General features: G+C 39.1%; 16 protein-coding genes. 8 read left to right on the top strand and 8 right to left on the bottom strand.

What is annotated here, in order from left to right; all coding sequences use genetic code 11:
* Positions 1-140 precede the first annotated feature (140 nt).
* On the top strand, positions 141-770 hold the full coding sequence (locus tag H6G44_RS17150; RefSeq protein ID WP_190387738.1) for a CHAT domain-containing protein: 630 nt from the start codon (positions 141-143) through the stop codon (positions 768-770).
* 374 nt (positions 771-1,144) lie between these two features.
* On the opposite strand, the gene recF is transcribed toward H6G44_RS17150, so the two are convergent.
* From recF to H6G44_RS17135, 3 genes are all read right to left on the bottom strand, one after another.
* A complete protein-coding gene (recF, locus tag H6G44_RS17145; RefSeq protein WP_190387711.1) occupies positions 1,145-2,260 on the bottom strand; it encodes a DNA replication/repair protein RecF in 1,116 nt (371 codons plus the stop codon).
* Between the two features lie 113 nt (positions 2,261-2,373).
* Positions 2,374-2,802 (bottom strand): hypothetical protein, encoded by a 429-nt coding sequence (locus H6G44_RS17140; RefSeq protein WP_190387712.1) that lies wholly within the window; start codon positions 2,800-2,802, stop codon positions 2,374-2,376.
* Between the two features lie 138 nt (positions 2,803-2,940).
* Positions 2,941-5,811, bottom strand: a complete 2,871-nt coding sequence (locus H6G44_RS17135; RefSeq protein WP_190387713.1) for a cation-translocating P-type ATPase — start codon at positions 5,809-5,811, stop codon at positions 2,941-2,943.
* A 17-nt stretch (positions 5,812-5,828) separates the two neighbouring features.
* Between H6G44_RS17135 and H6G44_RS17130 the strand changes: the two genes are divergently transcribed.
* Both H6G44_RS17130 and H6G44_RS17125 read left to right on the top strand, forming a co-directional pair.
* Positions 5,829-5,984 (top strand): hypothetical protein, encoded by a 156-nt coding sequence (locus H6G44_RS17130; protein WP_190387714.1) that lies wholly within the window; start codon positions 5,829-5,831, stop codon positions 5,982-5,984.
* A 47-nt stretch (positions 5,985-6,031) separates the two neighbouring features.
* The gene (locus H6G44_RS17125; protein ID WP_190387715.1) at positions 6,032-7,702 is read left to right on the top strand and encodes a transglutaminase domain-containing protein; all 1,671 of its coding nucleotides are present in this window, start codon (positions 6,032-6,034) and stop codon (positions 7,700-7,702) included.
* 173 nt (positions 7,703-7,875) lie between these two features.
* Here the strand turns inward: H6G44_RS17125 and H6G44_RS17120 are convergent, their stop codons facing one another.
* From H6G44_RS17120 to H6G44_RS17105, 4 genes are all read right to left on the bottom strand, one after another.
* Entirely contained in the window at positions 7,876-8,088 is a 213-nt protein-coding gene (locus H6G44_RS17120; protein ID WP_190387716.1) for a hypothetical protein, read from the bottom strand.
* Between the two features lie 26 nt (positions 8,089-8,114).
* Entirely contained in the window at positions 8,115-9,395 is a 1,281-nt protein-coding gene (locus H6G44_RS17115; RefSeq protein WP_190387717.1) for a vWA domain-containing protein, read from the bottom strand.
* The gene (locus H6G44_RS17110; protein ID WP_190387718.1) at positions 9,392-10,648 is read right to left on the bottom strand and encodes a vWA domain-containing protein; all 1,257 of its coding nucleotides are present in this window, start codon (positions 10,646-10,648) and stop codon (positions 9,392-9,394) included. Before H6G44_RS17110 ends, H6G44_RS17115 begins: the two co-directional genes overlap by 4 nt.
* Before the next feature lie 169 nt (positions 10,649-10,817).
* Positions 10,818-10,979 carry a DUF4351 domain-containing protein gene (locus H6G44_RS17105; RefSeq protein ID WP_242031780.1) on the bottom strand — a complete coding sequence of 54 codons (162 nt, stop codon included), beginning with the start codon at positions 10,977-10,979 and terminating at the stop codon, positions 10,818-10,820.
* Between the two features lie 500 nt (positions 10,980-11,479).
* Here H6G44_RS17105 and H6G44_RS17100 point away from each other — a divergent pair, with 500 nt between their 5' ends.
* The 3 genes from H6G44_RS17100 to H6G44_RS17090 all read left to right on the top strand — a co-directional run bounded on the left by H6G44_RS17100 (position 11,480) and on the right by H6G44_RS17090 (position 14,897).
* Positions 11,480-13,498: a pentapeptide repeat-containing protein gene (locus H6G44_RS17100; RefSeq protein WP_190387719.1), complete on the top strand. Its 2,019-nt coding sequence runs from the start codon at positions 11,480-11,482 to the stop codon at positions 13,496-13,498.
* Positions 13,499-13,612: 114 nt separating this feature from the next.
* Positions 13,613-14,191 (top strand): Uma2 family endonuclease, encoded by a 579-nt coding sequence (locus H6G44_RS17095; RefSeq protein WP_190387720.1) that lies wholly within the window; start codon positions 13,613-13,615, stop codon positions 14,189-14,191.
* Between the two features lie 127 nt (positions 14,192-14,318).
* The gene (locus H6G44_RS17090) at positions 14,319-14,897 is read left to right on the top strand and encodes a Uma2 family endonuclease (protein ID WP_190387721.1); all 579 of its coding nucleotides are present in this window, start codon (positions 14,319-14,321) and stop codon (positions 14,895-14,897) included.
* Positions 14,898-15,197: 300 nt separating this feature from the next.
* On the opposite strand, the gene H6G44_RS17085 is transcribed toward H6G44_RS17090, so the two are convergent.
* Complete coding sequence (locus H6G44_RS17085; protein WP_190387722.1) at positions 15,198-15,842, bottom strand: DUF3386 domain-containing protein; 645 nt, start codon at positions 15,840-15,842, stop codon at positions 15,198-15,200.
* 103 nt (positions 15,843-15,945) lie between these two features.
* Here H6G44_RS17085 and H6G44_RS17080 point away from each other — a divergent pair, with 103 nt between their 5' ends.
* Both H6G44_RS17080 and H6G44_RS17075 read left to right on the top strand, forming a co-directional pair.
* Entirely contained in the window at positions 15,946-16,611 is a 666-nt protein-coding gene (locus tag H6G44_RS17080) for a LuxR C-terminal-related transcriptional regulator (protein ID WP_190387723.1), read from the top strand.
* Positions 16,612-16,811: 200 nt separating this feature from the next.
* Positions 16,812-17,642, top strand: a complete 831-nt coding sequence (locus H6G44_RS17075) for a metallophosphoesterase (RefSeq protein ID WP_190387724.1) — start codon at positions 16,812-16,814, stop codon at positions 17,640-17,642.
* Positions 17,643-17,650 lie beyond the last annotated feature (8 nt).

The following is a 17,650-nucleotide window of genomic DNA, read 5'->3' as shown; positions in this document are numbered from 1 at the left end:
TTTGTCTTATATCAGTCGAATATGCTGCTGCCATATATATCTCAATTATTTTCTTTTTTTTCCATCTTTAAAGTTTACCATCTTTGTACCGCTTTTGATCTCAAACTGCTGTAACTCGTCTTTCTAGTCGTTCTCTACAAATTACAACAACATCAAATACCCCAACTGCTAGAAAAGTATTAGCATTTGGTAATCCTAAACCCAAGTCACCTTTCTCACTAAATGGTACGGAATCTGAAGTAAAAGCCATTATTCCGATTTTCCCAGAGAGTGAATATTTCATTAATAATAAAGCCACACTCAGCAATTTTAAAACGCAAATTTCGCGCTTTTCTATTCTACATTTAGCAACTCATGGCTGTTTCCAAAAAGGTGAATGTACCTTGATCACAGGGGGTAAATTAAAAGAGAATACTTTACTATTTGCTGATAAAAGTTGGCACATTCAAGATGCTGGTTTATTAGGATTACAAAATGTGGAATTAATTACTTTAAGTGCTTGTCAAACGGCATTAAATACCAATTCTAATGGTGAAGAAATTTCTGGACTGGCTTATTTATTTGAACGTGCGGGTAGCAAAGCCGTAATAGCCAGTTTGTGGAGTGCAGCAGACGAAGAAACTAAAGAAATTATGGTGGAATTTTACCAAAATCTTAAACAGGGAATGAGAAAAGATGAAGCATTCCGTCAAGGGAAACTAAGTCAAATTAAAAATAATGTTCATCCTTTTTACTGGTCACCATTTGTATTAATTGGTGACGGGAGATAACTACTTCGTATATCACCTTTTCTCCTGTAGTGAGATATAAATTACCCCACCCTAACCCTCCCCTTGCTAAGGGGAGAGGACTGGATTCTCTTATTTCCCCCCAAGGGGAGGGGACTGGATTCTCTTATTTCCCCCCTTAGCAAGGGGGGACTAAGGGGGGTTAAATATCCCACTTTCTACGGAATTTTACCCCACCCTAACCCTCCCCTTGCTAAGGGGAGGGGACTGGATTCTCTTATTTCCCCCAAGGGGAGAGGACTGGATTCTCTTATTTCCCCCCAAGGGGAGGGGACTGAATTCTCTTATTTCCCCCCTTAGCAAGGGGGGATTAAGGGGGGTATTTCTTGAGCTTGGGAATTGCTATAAAATTGGTATCAGTTGTCAATTTTTCCCCCATTGACATATAGAACCTGGGAAGATTTCAACCATTGAGCATCAAAAGCATTTAAATGAGTAGTAGTAATCAAAGTTTGAAATCGGTCTTGAATAGCATCAAGTAATTGATTTTGGCGAGATGGATCTAATTCTGCTAAAACATCATCTAATAATAATAAAGGTGGTTCATTAATTACTTCTTCAATTAATTGTAATTCTGCTAATTTTAAAGCTAAAACTAATGTTCTTTGTTGTCCTTGAGAACCATATTGTCGCGCGGGAGTTTGATTAATAATTAATTCTACTTCATCGCGGTGGGGTCCAACTAAAGTTATCCCTCGATGTAATTCTGCAAATGCTCTTTGTTGAAGTTTAGCAAAAAAAGCCGTTTGTAATTCTTGCGGAGATGTCTTTTCTAGGGGAACATTAGGAGCATAATTGATTTGCAGAACTTCGGATGATCCACTAATATTAGTGTGCCATGTTGAAGCTATGGGGGATAATCTTTGAATAGCTCTATTTCTTCTGATAATTACCTTTGTACCCGCAGTTACTAATTGTGCATCCCAGATAGCTAATTCTGATTTTAGAGATTTTTCTGGTGAATTTATATAGCGTTTTAAAAAAGCATTACGTTGGCGTAAAATTTGGTTATATTGATGTAAAATATGGGCATAAACTGGTTCTAATTGAATTAATAATGTGTCTAGCCAGTTGCGACGAATTTCAGGACTACCCCGCACCAATTCTAAATCTAAGCTAGAAAACTCCACCGCATTGAGAACCCCCAGAAAATCCATTTGTCTGGGGACTGTAACGCCATTTATAGCTACATTACGACGAGAATTACGACGGAGTGTGAGAGTTAAATCACTATGGCTATTAATCCGTTCTAGAGTGGCATTAATTTGGGCTATAGATTCACCTTCTTTAATTAAATCACGATCTCGTGACCCACGGTGCGATCTTAATGTTGCTAATAACTCCACAGCCTCCAACAAATTCGATTTTCCCTGAGCATTATTACCGACTAAAATTGTTTTAGCCGCAGTAAATTCAACTTTTTGGTTTTGGTAATTCCGAAATTGTTTGAGGTGTAAAGTTTTTAAGTACATAATAGCTAAAGAGTCAAAATCCCCGACTTTTATAATTACTAAAAGGGAGCAGGGAATAGGTAAGAGAAATATTCTTTTACAACGGACAAAGAACAACTGACAATTGACCACTATCAACTGACCAAATTTAATTGATACTCTTGAGAATCGCTTTCAATACGTATAAATTCATTTAATGGGTTATAGGTTTCAAATTTTCTCAGATTTTCCTCTTTATTAACAGCATTCTCCAAATAAGCTAGGGCTAATATTGAAGTAATATAAATATTGCCATGTTGATTGAAAGCTTTTACTAATTCAGATTCTATGGGATAATCTTTTACTAAATGTTCCGCTAAATATCCTTTAATAATTATTCCTCTCAAGCCAGTTTCTTTGTAACCTTCCTGAGCTATCATCAAGGATATACCGTCAGCATTAAGATGAGATAAATTATCGTAATCTTCAAAAAATGGGCAAAAAACTTTCATAAGATTTTTGACAGGATTTTTAACTTTCCCATAGTTGGGATCTTGCTGTTTTCTCCGTTTTGATTCACCCATGATATTTATTTCCTAATATTGTTAGTTGTTAGTTGTCAATTGTCAGTTGTTAGTTGCAAAAGAATAGTGATCAATTAATGTCAGAATCAGGATCAAAAAATGCCAAAATCATAAATCCTGATTCTGACAATTTACCCATTAAACATTCTTTTTGCCCATAAAGCGGAAGAATATTTTCTCACCTTCAATCCAGATAAACATTAAAGCACTAAATCCAATACAAACTGCCAATTCGTCTAAACTAAGTGGATGAGTACCAAAGAAACTTTGCAGAGGTGGAACATAAATTAACATCAATTGCAAAATCGTGGTGAGAATCACAGATCCCAAAACAAAGGGATTAGAAAAAGGATTCATTTCGATGGTAAGTCTATTATTAGAACGAATAGCGATCGCATGACCCATTTGCGCTAGACATAATGAAGTAAATACCATTGTCTTCCAAGTATCTTCATGTCCTTGATACCCAGGTGCATGAGAATGTTGATAAGCCCATTCCATGAGAATAATGGTAATAATGGCGAAAACAATCCCAATACGGATCATGTAAGCACCTAAACCCCTAGCAAAAATACTTTCACGGGGGCTAAAGGGAGGACGTTCCATCACATCAGGTTCTGGAGGTTCTACAGCTAATGCTAAAGCGGGTAAACCGTCTGTTACCAAATTCATCCAAAGAATTTGTAAAGGAGTCAGAGGAACGCCACCCAATCCTAACAATGGCGCAGCAGCAATCGTGAGAACTTCCCCAATATTACTACCCAAGATGTACTTAATAAACCTGCGAATATTAGTATAAACAACTCTACCTTCCTTAGTCGCGGCGACTATAGTAGCGAAGTTGTCATCTAGCAGGATCATATCGCTGGCTTCCTTGCTCACATCTGTACCTGTGATGCCCATGGCAATGCCTATATCAGCTTGTTTGAGGGCGGGAGCGTCATTAACACCATCGCCCGTCATAGCCACAAATCGCCCGCGACGTTGTAAAGCCTGGACAATTCTTAATTTGTGTTCAGGGGAAACTCTGGCGTAAATACTAACTAAATCTACCTGTGCCTCCAATTCCTGGTCACTGAGGAGTTGTAATTCCTTACCTGTGAGAACTCTATCACCTGCTTGAGCAATTCCCAAATCAATAGCGATCGCTTGAGCAGTTAATTGATGGTCGCCAGTAATCATCACAGGACGGATTCCCGCGTGACGACATTCTTGGACAGCGGCCCTCACTTCTGGCCGAGGAGCGTCCAGCATTCCCACCAACCCCAACCAAACCAAATCTAGCTCAGAGGTATCATGAGAACCATCTGGGGGAACTTCCGCCAAAGGTTTATAAGCAAAACCTAAGACCCGCAAACCCTTACCCGCCATTTCGTCATTGGCCAGCAAAATTTGGCTGCGGTGTTCGTCGCTAATAGAAATTGCGTGATTACCCAAATGGATTTTTGTACACCTTTCCAAAGTTAATTCTGGTGAACCCTTGGTAAACATCAGGTATTGTTCCGACTCCACAAAACCAGCAATAGCCGGGTCAATAGCAGTTAAAGAAGATTCACCAGTAGCGACAGCCTCCAATTGACAAATCACACTCATGCGTTTCCGTTCTGAAGAAAAAGGAAATTCCGAAACACGAGGTAATTTACTACTCCATTGGTCTTGTTCAATTCCGCCTTTTCCAGCTAAAGCAACTAAAGCTCCTTCCGTAGGGTCGCCTAAAACTACCCATTCCCCCTGTTGTTGTTGCAGAACAGCATCATTACAAACAGCACAGGAAACAAGTATGGCAGAAATTTCCGGGACTTCATCTAAATTAGCTTTTTCACCATGTAACTGAAAATCGCCAATGGGAGTATAACCCTCTCCAGTAACGCGAAAGGTAGAATTATTGGTGTATACAGACTGTACCACCATTTTATTTTGAGTCAGCGTCCCAGTTTTATCAGAACAAATAGTAGTTACAGAACCAAGAGTTTCTACCGCTGGGAGTTTGCGAATTAAAGCATGATGTTTAACCATGCGCTGAGTTCCCAAAGCCAGGGTAACAGTAATTACCGCCGGTAAACCTTCAGGAACTACCGCTACCGCCATACTTAAAGAGACTTCCACCAGTTCTTGTAAATTCTTCCAACCTATTCCTTTAGTTAGATCATGAATAAGTCCACCACCAATTACTATGGCGACAAGAATTAAAGAACCACTAACGAGAACGTTACCTAGTTGGGTCATGCGTTGCTGTAGGGGTGTAGGTTCACCGTCTACAGACTGCAACATAGCAGCGATTTTGCCTAGTTCCGTTCTCATACCGGTGTGAGTTACCAGTACCTTAGCCCGACCTTGGACAACTTCCGTACCTTGAAAAACTGAGTTGAGGCGATCGCCTAACGGTGCATCTTCTGGTAATGTGAGTATGGCTTGTTTGTTGACAGCTTCGGCTTCACCTGTGAGAGCCGATTCTCGCACCTGCAAATTAGACTGTTCTATTAAGCGACCATCAGCGGCTATTTGTACGCCAGCTTCCAGCAGCATCACATCCCCCGGGACTAGCTCTTTAGCCGCTACATCCCCCAGTTTACCGTCACGTAGGACTCGCACTGAGGGAGAAGATAGTTTTTTCAAAGCTGCTAAAGCTTTTTCCGCTCGACTTTCTTGCACATAGCCCAGAATACCATTGAGGATAACTATGGCCATAATGGCAATGGTGTCTTTAAATGGCACTTCACCGGGTTTTAATGTTCCCCCAGTCAAAGCCATTAAATCCAAAAAGCCGGAAATGAAGGCAACTGCAATCAGCATCAATAACATAATATTGGTAAACTGATCTAGCAGAATTTGCCAAGGACTACGACCTCCATGTTCTTCGAGTTCATTGAGGCCATATTTCTGACGACGCTGTTCAACTTCTTGGGAGGTTAAGCCGCTGTTTGCGTCACTATCAAGCATTTCTAAGGCTTTATCAACTTCCAAACCATGCCAGAGATTGGTAGATTCATGTAAAGAATGAGCAGACATTGTGTAGGTTACAGGAAATGGTTACAAAATTCGATCATAATTTAGTGATGTCGGAAAATGTGGAATTTGTCATTGTTAGTTGTCAATGGTCGGTTGTCGGTTGTCAATGGTCGGTTGTCAATGGTCAGTTGCAAAAGAATATTTCTCTCCCCTGTTCCCTGTTCCCTAAATAACAACTGACGTTAAAAAGTAATAATTTATAACTAATATGCTCAATAATATGAGTTTTTCACTACCTAGTTTAACGGTGAGCCAGATGTTTGGGCAAAAAATAATCAGACCAGTTACTGCTGCTACCCTGTACGGTATTGCTTTCATTGAAGATCGACTTATTGCTATTGATACGGTTAAAGGTCATTTATTAGAAATTGACCCCCTGACCGATAACAGCAAAATTATTAATTCCCACCAAGTCCGCGAATTTCAAGAAGTTACCGGTTTAGCTGTGTGGGAAGATCATCTTTGGGTCACTCGTGGTAACAGTGTCTATTTGTGCAAACTAGCCTCTTTAGGGTTAGAGTATTTTGTAACTTTACCCTATCCCGCTGATGGTGTTGCCGTTTGGGAATCTACAGTTTATGTTAGTTGCCAAAGACTTGGCTATATTTTGATTTTTGACCGTCATACCCGCAAGGAAATCACTAGATTTTATGCCCCTGGTGTCGGTGTCGAAAATTTAGCAGTTACTAAAGAGACTCTATGGGTATGCGATCGCACGGAACAAACGGTTTACTCTATGGATAGGGCTACTGGAGAAATCCGTTTTAGCGTTCTCACTCCTTTTGATTCTCCTACAGGTATCGCCATTCATCGTATTGATGATACAGGTAAAGATCGTATTTATTTGGCATACTCCAGTGAAGAACCTTATATCCGAGATAATCCTAACGCTGACCCCTGTTATGAATTAACATACCGCGATCGCACATTTATCCACGCTCTACAATATCATTACCAAGAAGATAAACGCTACGCTCTCTCTAATGGTTATCTCATAGAAATGTCCTATGTCGAGGAAATTTCCCCCCTTGATGAAGTTTATTTAGCCGATATAGAATGGCGTATTGCCCTACCCTCAGAAACACAAAGGCAAAAAGTCCAACAAGTTGAAGCAATTGGTTTACCTTTCACAGAAGAAATCATTGACGGACAAAGGGTAGCTGTTTTTAAATTTGATCCTCTCACTCCGGGAGAACGCCATATATTTGGCTGGAAGGCACTTGTAGAAGTCCGTGGGATTAAACACCGCATTACCCCCCGTGACGTGGAAAATCTGCCAGAACTGTCACCAGAATTAAAAGCTCGTTATCTCATAGATGATGATGATTTAGCAATGGATACTGATATTGTTATCCGTGCAGCCCGGACGGCAGTTGGTTCGGAAACTAATCTATTACGGAAAATGTACAGTATTCGCAACTACGTCTATGATCAATTATCTTATGGTATTAAACCCCATATTGATTCACCAGATATAGTTTTAGAGCGTGGTGTTGGTTCTTGTGGTGAATATGTAGGTGTATTATTGGCACTTTGTCGCCTAAATGGTATTCCTTGTCGTACTGTAGGTAGATATAAATGTCCTACTTATGCTGAACATCAGGGAGTTCCTCTTCAACCTGATTTTAACCATGTTTGGCTAGAATTTTATATTCCTGGAATTGGTTGGTTACCAATGGAATCTAATCCTGATGATATTGAAGAAGGTGGCCCCTATCCTACACGGTTTTTTATGGGTTTATGCTGGTATCATATCGAGATTGGTAAAGGTATAACCTTTGAAACTTTAAACAAAAATGGAGCCCGTTTAACTAAAGAGGAGATTTCCTTGGGTGATTTGGCTATTAATCATATTCGGTTTACAATTTTGAAGGAATTACCACCTTTTTAAGTTTTAAGCAGGGAAGAGGTAATAGGTAATGGGTAATAGGTAATAGGTAATAGGTAATAGGTAATAGGTAATAGGTAATGGGTAATTACAGAACTTCCTGGTATTATGAGGTATATATCTAGCGGGCAAGATGCCCGCACCACAAGAGTTTCATGATTCAACTTTGTATTTTATCAGAGCGGAAAACGCTGTAACAACGGACAACTGACAACGGACAACGGACAACGGACAACGGACAACGGACAACGGACAACTGACAACTGACCACTAACAACTAACAACGGACAACGGACAACGGACAACGGACAACGGACAACTGACAACTGACCACTAACAACTAACAACGGACAACTGACAACGGACAACTGACCACTAACAACTAACAAGGGTAGGCAATAAGCCCACCCTCGAGTTATTCCTTCAAAACTGTTTTAGAGGCAATTCTAGTTTTCTTGCGGTCACTCGGACCTAGTTCTTCACCAGCTTGTAAACGAGTGGCCGAAACCTGTAATACCGTGGCTGCATTGGTATCACCGATTTGTAAAGCAGTGTTAGCAGCAGTTTGTAACATTGTTGCAGCACCAATGAGATCACCCGATTCCAATTTTACCTCCGCTAATTGAGTTTGCCGATATTTAGCTAATAACAAAATTGAGTTTAAGACCTGGGAATTAAGAACAGGTTCATAACTCTTAGTGAAATTAGCATATATTGGCACTAAGGGAGAAAGCAAACCTTGTTTATTCAAAGACGGGTCATCATAACGAATTTGGATATGGCCAATAACTTGTTTACCTTCTGGCAATTGTCCCAGATAAATATTCGCTAAAACTATCCGTTCCGCGTCTTTCATTAAATCCCCCAACCGCACCACCAAAGTCCCATTTGAGTCCGTTTCTACTGGTAATTCAATGGTATCTGGGGCAACTTGGGCAATCGGTTTGAGTTCCGCAAGACGCACAGCAGGGACTAAGGACAGAAGTAAATGGGCATTTGTTAAACCCACCGATTGCACCCGCCGAAATAGTCTTGCAAATTGAGTTACTGCTTGTTCAGGATTCTCGATATAAGCAAGAGTACCACCGCCAGCATCAGCAATCTTTTCTAATAAGTCTGGATTCCAATCATGACCAAAACCCAGAGTATTAATGGTGAGGTTGAGTTTAGCGGCTTTTTGGGCAAGTTGCAAACACCTTTTATTGTCATTTGGTCCAATTTGCCATTTCCAAATCTGTAAGCCATTATCTCCATGACCGTCCGTAAGGAGGAAGGCCTGGGAAACTGCCCCTTTTGTGCCTTTGAGTAATTCTGTGATTCCCAAGGATAAACCTTCGGCAATGACAGTACCACCAGCAGCCTTTAATTTCTGCTTTAGCTGGGTTTTGATGGTTTCGACATCCTGGACGATTTGGTTGGGGATAATGACCCCAGAAGTGCCAGCAAAAGCGATTATGGAAATCCTATCACCAGCTTTTAACTGATCTAATAATTGTTCAACTGCTTGAATGACGATATTCATCGGTTCACCGGACATAGAACCACTTTGATCGAGAATCAAGCAGAGATTTAAGGGTAAAGTTTGTTCCAATTCAGCGGGAATGGCGGAAATGGAAATTGAGAGTTGACGTTGATTACTTTGTTGGGCAGCATCAACGTTAGTATCATTTAGAGCCGATGTTAGTTGAACTTTCATTGAGGGGAAGCATCTTGCAAAATAGTTTTTGAGACAATTCTGGTTTTTTTGCGATCGCTTTCTGATAGGTCTTCCCCGGCTTGTAAGCAGGTGGCGGAAACCTGCAATACCGTCGCAGCATTAGTATCTCCCATTTGCAAGGCAGTTTTTGCGGCCGTTTGTAACATCGTTGCAGCACCAGCCCGATCACCTTGCTGTAATTTTGTTTCGGCTAACTGGGTTTGACGATACTTGGCTAAGGCTAAAACCGATTGTTGTACTTGGGGATTTGGTGCTGGTTGGTAATCCCTGGTGACATGGGCGTAAATTGGTAGATTGGATGAGTATAGCCCGATTTGGTTATGGGCGGGGTCATCGTAGCGGACTTGAATATTAGCGATCGCCTGTTTACCTTCTGGCAACTGTCCTACATAAATATTAACTAAAACTACCCGTTCCACGTCTTTCATTAAGTCGCCTAATCTCACTCCCAACCGTCCATCATTTTCTGGTTGTACTGGTAATTCGATGGTGTCTGGAGAGACTTGGGCAATGGGTTTGAGTTCTGCTAATCGCACGTTGGGCATTAAGGACAATAATAGTTGAGCATTGGTCAATCCGACTGTTTGCATTCGACTAAATAACCGCCCAAATTCCGATACTGCTTGATCTGGATGTTGAATATAAGACAAGGTCCCCATACCAGCATCTGCGATTTTTTCTAAAACTTTATCATTCCAATTGTCACCAAATCCCAATGTATTCAGGGTTAAATTATAATTGGCGGCTAATTGGGCAAATTTTAAACACCGTTCATTATCACCATGTTCATTTTCTCCATCTGTAAGTAAAAATGCTTGAGAAACGGTATCTTGTTTACCTTTGGCTAATTCTTCAATTCCCAAGCGTAAACCGTCATCAATGGCTGTTCCCCCTTCGGCTTTGAGTTGCTGAATTTGCCTTTTTATAGGTTCTCGATCTGTAATTAACTGATTTGGGACTAAAACCTTGGCGCGGTGGTCAAAAACAACTATACTGAGACGATCTTCAGCCCTGAGACGATCTACCAATAAACAAGCCGCAGTTTTCACTATTTCTAAAGATCTTCCTTGCATTGAACCGCTATGATCGAGAATTAAGCATAAATTCAAAGGCACATTCTGATCTATGGTTTCACCACCAGCAGAAACGGAAATTACTAATTGACGTTGAGTGCTAGTTTGATTTGCGTCTACACCAGCATCATTAAGCGCTAGTTGTAAATTTACTTTCATAATCTCAATTTCCTATCTAGTTTGGATATACACAATTTTATAGATAACTTCATATCTGATCTTATACACTACGGAAAATAAGTTCATGACATTGCAGAGCAGATAAATAATGTTGGGTTTCCTCGCTTCAACCCAACCCAAGTTTTGCGTAAAATAATGGTTTTTGTTGTTAGGAAATATTCGCCATATATTTAACTAAATCATCTATTTGCGAAAAATCTAATAATTCTTCGGCTAAATCTTCCAGTTGAGTTAATCCTACATTAGGAAGTTGCTGTTCTATTTTGGCTGGAATATTCCCAAAACGGCGTTTTAACTGACGGAGAATCAATTCTATTCTCTTCTTTTGCCTTTTTGCTCACTTTTTTGCAGAATATCCTGATAAACCCAAGATTCTTCCATAATATCCTCCTGAAACAGTTACTTAAGTAGATTTCTATTCAATCTTAACCCGGCTAAAAGCTGTGTACAAACGGAAATATTATTCCGTGCTTTCTTTGATTCAATTGTATTTACAGCAGCAGCAATTTGGTTAAAAGATTTTCGGCTGAGTCGGTTTTTGCTAAGGTTGCTAATGGTAGTAGTGCGGGGTTAGCAAGTAGTGACGCTGTTTCTTCTTACCATATCCGTAAATTCTATATTTAACGAACCACAGAGGCACAGAGAACACGGAGAAATAAGAGGTTGATAGGTTTTTTGCGTAGGTCTTATTAGTTTTAAAATATTTACCTGGATTATGAAAAGCCATATTTAACAAAATTTAACCAAAACTGGGAATAATACTCGCAAATAAGTGTAAAATCTAATAGATAATCTCTTGCGGATGCGATTATGTCACCAAACTACGGCGGTCAAAATCTCCGAGGACGCTCTTTTAAAGGTCAAAACCTGACAGGTGCGAACTTTAGTAAAGCTGATATTAGAGGGGCAAATTTTACCAACGCTATCCTTAAAGGTGCTGATTTTAGTGGCGCTAAGGCTGGACTACAGAAGCGTTGGGTAATTGGGTTACTAATAATTACGTTCCTACAGTCAGCGCTATCAGGGTTTTTGTCAATCTTTATTGGTGTATTAATAACATATGTTTTTAATACAAAAAGTTCTGAAACCGTTATTGTTGGAATAGTTAACCTAGTTATAGTGACAGTCTTTTGTATTATCACTATTCGCAAGGGTTTAGTAGCCGTAGCCCTAGCCGTAGCCCTAGCCGGAGCCGGAGTCGGAGCCGGAGCCCTAGCCGTAGCCGTAGCCCTAGCCGGAGCCGGAGCCGTAGCCGGAGCCGTAGCCGGAGCCGTAGCCGTAGCCGTAGCCCTAGCCCTAGCCGGAGCCCTAGCCGGAGCCGGAGCCGTAGCCCTAGCCCTAGCCGGAGCCGGAGCCGTAGCCGGAGCCGGAGCCGTAGCCGGAGCCGTAGCCGGAGTTTTTGTAATTTTTAGTGCTTATATCGGCTGGCGTAGTTTAAAGGGAGATGAAAGAGATTCTTGGATTCGCTCTTATGCTATTGCTTTTGCTACAACAGGAGGCACAAGTTTTTATGGTGCTGATTTAACTGACGCTGATTTTACAGGTGCAATCCTGAAAAACACGGATTTCAGAACAGCAAATCTAACGCGCACTCGTTTTTATGAAGCCAAAAAACTCGATTTTGCTAGACCAGGAAATACTATATTAAGTAACCCTGCTGTTCTCAATTTGCTCGTTACTTTAAATGGTAGAAATAAACCTTATATTGGTGCAAATCTGAAAGGTGCAAACCTAATAGGTGCAGACTTGAAAGAGGCTAATTTTAACAATGCTGATATTATTCAAGCCACTTTTCAAGGAGCTAATTTAGAATGGGCAAATCTGACTCTTACTCAAGCTGTGGGTACTAATTTCACCAAAGCTCAAATGACAGGTGCTTGTGTGGAAGCTTGGAATATTGAAAGTACAACTATATTAGATCATGTAGATTGTCGCTTTGTCTATCTTTTAGAATATCCTAAACCGGGAACAGATAACCGGGAACGTCGTCCGAGTAGTGGGGAATTTCAACCAGGAGAATTTACAAAATTATTTGAAGAAGTTTTAAATACTGTTGATTTAATTTTCCAAAATGGTATTGACTGGAAGGCTTTTGTTAATGCTTTTGATCAAGTTCAAAATCAAAATAGAGATACAGAATTAGCTATTCAGAGTATTGAAAATAAAGGTGATAGTGTGGTAGTTGTTAAAGTTGCTGTTCCTGAAAATGCCGATAAAGAAAAGATTCACAGCGATTTTACTCAAAATTATCAATTATCATTAGCAGCAGTAGAAGAAAAATATAAAGCAGTTTTACAAGCTAAAGATGAGGAAATAAATTTTCATCGTCAACAAAGTGGTAAAATACCAGAAATGATTATATCATTAGCTAATAAACCTATTAATGTTCAAATTGATAATAAAGTGGAGAATGAAAATATGACTAAGGATTCTAGCCGTAAAATTGAAATTGGTAATATTGGTAGAGATTTTAACGCCAGTGGACAAGCTTTGAATTTAGGTGAAATCAGTGGTACAGTCACAAATACTATTAATGAATTAGCAACTGCACCCGAACCAGAAAAACCAGGAATTAAAGAATTATTAACCCAATTAAAAACAGCTATTGAAACTGATAGTAATTTAACAGAAAAAGAAAAAGAAAAGGCTTTAAAACAAGTTAAATCTTTAGCAGAAGCCGCTCAAAATCCTCAAGAAAAACAGGATTTAGCAGATACAGCAATTACAATGTTAAAAGGAACAATTGCTCATTTACCAACGGCGGCGAAATTAGTGGAAGAATGTGGTAAATTATTACCATTAATTGCTGGTTTTTTAGGTTTAAGTTAAAACGTATTTTCTAACCACCCTGTTCTGAAAATATCGTTAAAATGGGAGGTAGAACCTCCCGGAAAGCATTCCCGGTCGGAGACTGGAAGGGATAAATAGATAGAGGTATGAATCATGACTGCTGTAATTTTACAAATACCAAAATCACTAAAATTCACAGATGATAAATTTGTGGAAATGGTTGCGGCTAATAAAGATTTACGTTTAGAATTATCCTCACAAGGAGAATTAAGTATCATGTCACCAACAGGAGGAGAAACCGGAGATAGAAACCTAGAATTAGGTGGACAAGTTTGGTTTTGGAATCGCCAAAATGGGTTAGGAAAGGCTTTTGATTCTTCCACGGGTTTTAAATTACCTAATGGTGCTACCCGTTCCCCAGATGTCTCTTGGATAAAGATAGAAACATGGAATGCACTTACACCGGAACAAAGAAAAAAGTTTCTACCATTATGTCCTGATTTTGTGATTGAATTAGTTTCTGAAAGCGATGATTTAGCCGATACTCAAGCCAAAATGCGGGAATATATGGCCAATGGTTTACGCTTAGGTTGGTTAATTAATCCTAAAAATAAACAAGTAGAAATTTATCGTCAAAATCAAGATATAGAAGTTTTAGAATCTCCTCTAAATTTATTAGGAGAAGATGTATTACCAGGTTTTATTTTAGATTTACAACCGATTTTTTTATAAAAGGTTTTGTTTGTGTAGACACGGTTTCTAACCGCCTTTGGAAATATCGTTAAAATGGGAGGTAGAACCTCCCGGAAAGCATTCCCGGTCGGAGACTGGAAGGGATAAATAGATAGAGGTATGAATCATGACTGCTGTAATTTTACAAATACCAAAATCACTAAAATTCACAGATGATAAATTTGTGGAAATGGTTGCGGCTAATAAAGATTTACGTTTAGAATTATCCTCACAAGGAGAATTAAGTATCATGTCACCAACAGGAGGAGAAACCGGAAATAGAAATTTTGAAATGTGTCTAGATTTAGGATATTGGAATCGCCAAAATGGGTTAGGAAAGGCTTTTGATTCTTCCACAGGTTTTAAATTACCTAATGGCGCTACCCGTTCCCCAGATGTCTCTTGGATAAAGATAGAAACATGGAATGCACTTACACCGGAACAAAGAAAAAAGTTTCTACCATTATGTCCTGATTTTGTGATTGAATTAGTTTCTGAAAGCGATGATTTAGCCGATACTCAAGCCAAAATGCGGGAATATATGGCCAATGGTTTACGCTTAGGTTGGTTAATTAATCCTAAAAATAAACAAGTAGAAATTTATCGTCAAAATCAAGATATAGAAGTTTTAGAATCTCCTCTAAATTTATTAGGAGAAGATGTATTACCAGGTTTTATTTTAGATTTACAACCGATTTTTTTATAAAAGGTTTTGTTTGTGTAGACACGGTTTCTAACCGCCTTTGGAAATATCGTTAAAATGGGAGGTAGAACCTCTCGGAAAGCATTCCCAGTCAGAGACTGGGAACGAGGGAAGAGATACAGCATTTTCCACACTGGTGAGGTACAAAATTGAATCATGAAACTCTTGTGGTGCGGGCATCTTGACCGCTAAGTATGTACCTCATAACATCGGGAATTGCTTGTTATCCCAGTCTGAATTATACACAAAATGGAGAATCCCCTCGGATTTAGCAAGGGGATAATTAATGGCCAATTCAAAAATCTAGCCTAACAACTCAATGTTAGTAAAAATAAAGTCCTGAATTGATATATTTTCTGCTATTTCTGTATTGATTTCCCGACGGTTGAGAATGTAGTAATTACCTACTTTTTCATACTCATCAGTAAAATCACTTTTACCGCCCTTTTGTGTGCCGGTTTCGGGGTCATGATAAACAGAATTGTAGGTGTGAGAAAGATATCCTTCCCCTGTATCGTGACTGCTAAAAGTATCAATAGTTACGAAAGTACCGTGAATTAAACGGTGAACGTGGCAAACTTCATTGTTACGCACTTTGTACTTATCTCCTTCTGACTTTCCACCAACAAAAATTTCTACTGCGCCGGTTGCGTCAGTGTTACCGAGTCTAAAAGTATTTGCGCCGTGGGTTTGCTCAAACGCCCGACGGACACGGTGAACAGCGATTTCCCAAGCTTGTCCATGAATAGCTTTTTTAGCGGCTTCGTCTTCTACATTGAGAACTTCAGCTTTCATATTGGCCTCAATCCGCACTTGACCTGTAATCACTTGATCGTTATACTTGTAAGTAATATCTGCGGTATAGCCAGGGAAATTTTCATCCCAAGTATAACGGTTTTGATAGGCAGCCCGGAAAAGTTCTTGGGCTGAGATTTGAGTAATTGTCATTGTCTTTGTCCTCCGGTTATAAGTTAAAATAGCTTTTTATCGTTGCTGATATTAGGATAGAGGTAATTATCAAGGTTCGCATAGTCCCCAAATGGGTACACTTATGGCTAAAACTCTCCACGCCATTTTCCAAGCGATCGCTAATGTCCAAAATGAGCAAGAATTAAAACTAGCTCTCATGGATACCATTGGCGACCATTTTGCAGTACAACATTGGGGTATTGATCTTCTAGATTACCAATTAAATACTCAAATTCAAGTTCCCCAAATTCCCGCTGTCTGTTTAGAAGCTAACCCCATTGGCCGCTATGTTGTGGAACGTCACGCTCCCACCCATGAGCAGTTAATTTTATCCCCAGAAGACTGGAAAAACTATTGTACTCGTCACGAACACGTTATGACTGGTCCTATAGTTTGTAATGGTCAATTGGTGGGGACTTTAAATTTTGCTCGTGACCCAGGAAGTCAGCCTTTTGATAGTAATGATTTAGCTGATTTAAGTGCGGTCTGTTTACATTTGTCGGCGAAAATGGCGACACTCCAAATACCACTAAAAACCTCTGTATCTACTGGTAGTTGTCCTATTACAGCCCGGGAATTAGAAATTGCTAAATTAGTAGCCCAAGGTTTAACTAATAGGGAAATAGCTGTTAAATTATGGATTACTCAAAATTCTGTCAAGCAAGCTTTGAAAAGGATGTTTCGTAAGTTAGACGTTTCTACTCGTGCGGAAATGGTGGCAAAACTACAATATCAGTTAGTTTCTTAATAGCTACAAGTAGATAATAATAAAATTAAATCCCCGATTTCTTAAAAAAGTCGGGGATTTGGGTATTTAAATATATTACTCTTTGGATACAGCTAATATGCAAAATTTTTGTTAATGTATAAACAATACGATGCTATTTTGATAATGGTAGCTTAGGTTCAGAATTTTGTATTTGTTAACATGATTTTATTCATAATATTATGCACCAATTATTATCTGGAGCTTTATCTATCGAAAAATTGACGGTAAAAATCTCCAATTTACCTCCGTCATTAGCCGGATTAAAGTTGGTACAAATGTCAGATTTTCACTATGATGATGATCTATTATCAGAAAAAATGTTAATAGAAGCAATCGCAATTAGTAATGCAGCAAAACCAGATTTAGTAATTTTAACTGGTGATTATGTTAATACAATTGCTAAACCAATTCATCAACTAGCACTAAGACTAAAAAACCTAGAAAGTCTTTATGGTACTTATGCTATCCTTGGTAATCATGATATTTATTATCCCAGTTCAAAATTAGAAATTACAAATGCTTTGACAAATGTGGGAATTAATGTACTTTCAAATCAAATTGCTTATCCCGTGGGAAAAAAATTAGCTCTAGTGGGATTAGCAGATTTTTATGACCGAGAATTTAATCCAGAAGTGATTATGAATCAACTTGATTCTACTACACCTTGTATAGTCTTATCTCATCAACCAGATACAGCCGAAATTCTGAAAAAATGGCGGGTAGATTTACAATTATCAGGTCATAGTCATGGTGGACAAATCGTTATTCCTGGTCTGGGACCAGCAATGATTTACTATACAAAAATAGTCAAAAGAATACCGAAAAAAATTCGCCGTAAATTACCATTTTTACGGAAAACCCATTCTATATTACGTCACTGGCAATGGTCAGAGGGTTTACATATAGTGGGAAATAATCAATTGTATGTTAATCGGGGTTTAGGAACTTATTTCCCAGGACGGTTATTTTGTCCACCAGAAGTTACTATTATTACCTTGGAAGTTTCTTAATCTATTTC

It is taken from the genome of Aphanizomenon flos-aquae FACHB-1287 (assembly GCF_014698755.1).
GTDB classification, from domain to species: Bacteria; Cyanobacteriota; Cyanobacteriia; order Cyanobacteriales; family Nostocaceae; genus Dolichospermum; species Dolichospermum flosaquae.
Note: the sequence above shows the minus strand (reverse complement) of the source record. Positions and strands in the feature narration are given on the sequence as shown.

Bases quoted from the DNA above. Each gene is read 5' to 3' on its own strand.
- H6G44_RS17080 (WP_190387723.1), top strand. From the start codon at position 15,946: ATGGCTAAAACTCTCCACGCCATTTTCCAAGCGATCGCTAATGTCCAA.
- H6G44_RS17100 (WP_190387719.1), top strand. From the start codon at position 11,480: ATGTCACCAAACTACGGCGGTCAAAATCTCCGAGGACGCTCTTTTAAA.
- H6G44_RS17135 (WP_190387713.1), bottom strand. From the start codon at position 5,811: ATGTCTGCTCATTCTTTACATGAATCTACCAATCTCTGGCATGGTTTG.
- H6G44_RS17125 (WP_190387715.1), top strand. From the start codon at position 6,032: ATGAGTTTTTCACTACCTAGTTTAACGGTGAGCCAGATGTTTGGGCAA.
- H6G44_RS17130 (WP_190387714.1), top strand. From the start codon at position 5,829: ATGGTTACAAAATTCGATCATAATTTAGTGATGTCGGAAAATGTGGAA.
- H6G44_RS17075 (WP_190387724.1), top strand. From the start codon at position 16,812: ATGCACCAATTATTATCTGGAGCTTTATCTATCGAAAAATTGACGGTA.
- recF (WP_190387711.1), bottom strand. From the start codon at position 2,260: ATGTACTTAAAAACTTTACACCTCAAACAATTTCGGAATTACCAAAAC.
- H6G44_RS17110 (WP_190387718.1), bottom strand. From the start codon at position 10,648: ATGAAAGTAAATTTACAACTAGCGCTTAATGATGCTGGTGTAGACGCA.
- H6G44_RS17095 (WP_190387720.1), top strand. From the start codon at position 13,613: ATGACTGCTGTAATTTTACAAATACCAAAATCACTAAAATTCACAGAT.
- H6G44_RS17115 (WP_190387717.1), bottom strand. From the start codon at position 9,395: ATGAAAGTTCAACTAACATCGGCTCTAAATGATACTAACGTTGATGCT.
- H6G44_RS17085 (WP_190387722.1), bottom strand. From the start codon at position 15,842: ATGACAATTACTCAAATCTCAGCCCAAGAACTTTTCCGGGCTGCCTAT.
- H6G44_RS17140 (WP_190387712.1), bottom strand. From the start codon at position 2,802: ATGGGTGAATCAAAACGGAGAAAACAGCAAGATCCCAACTATGGGAAA.
- H6G44_RS17090 (WP_190387721.1), top strand. From the start codon at position 14,319: ATGACTGCTGTAATTTTACAAATACCAAAATCACTAAAATTCACAGAT.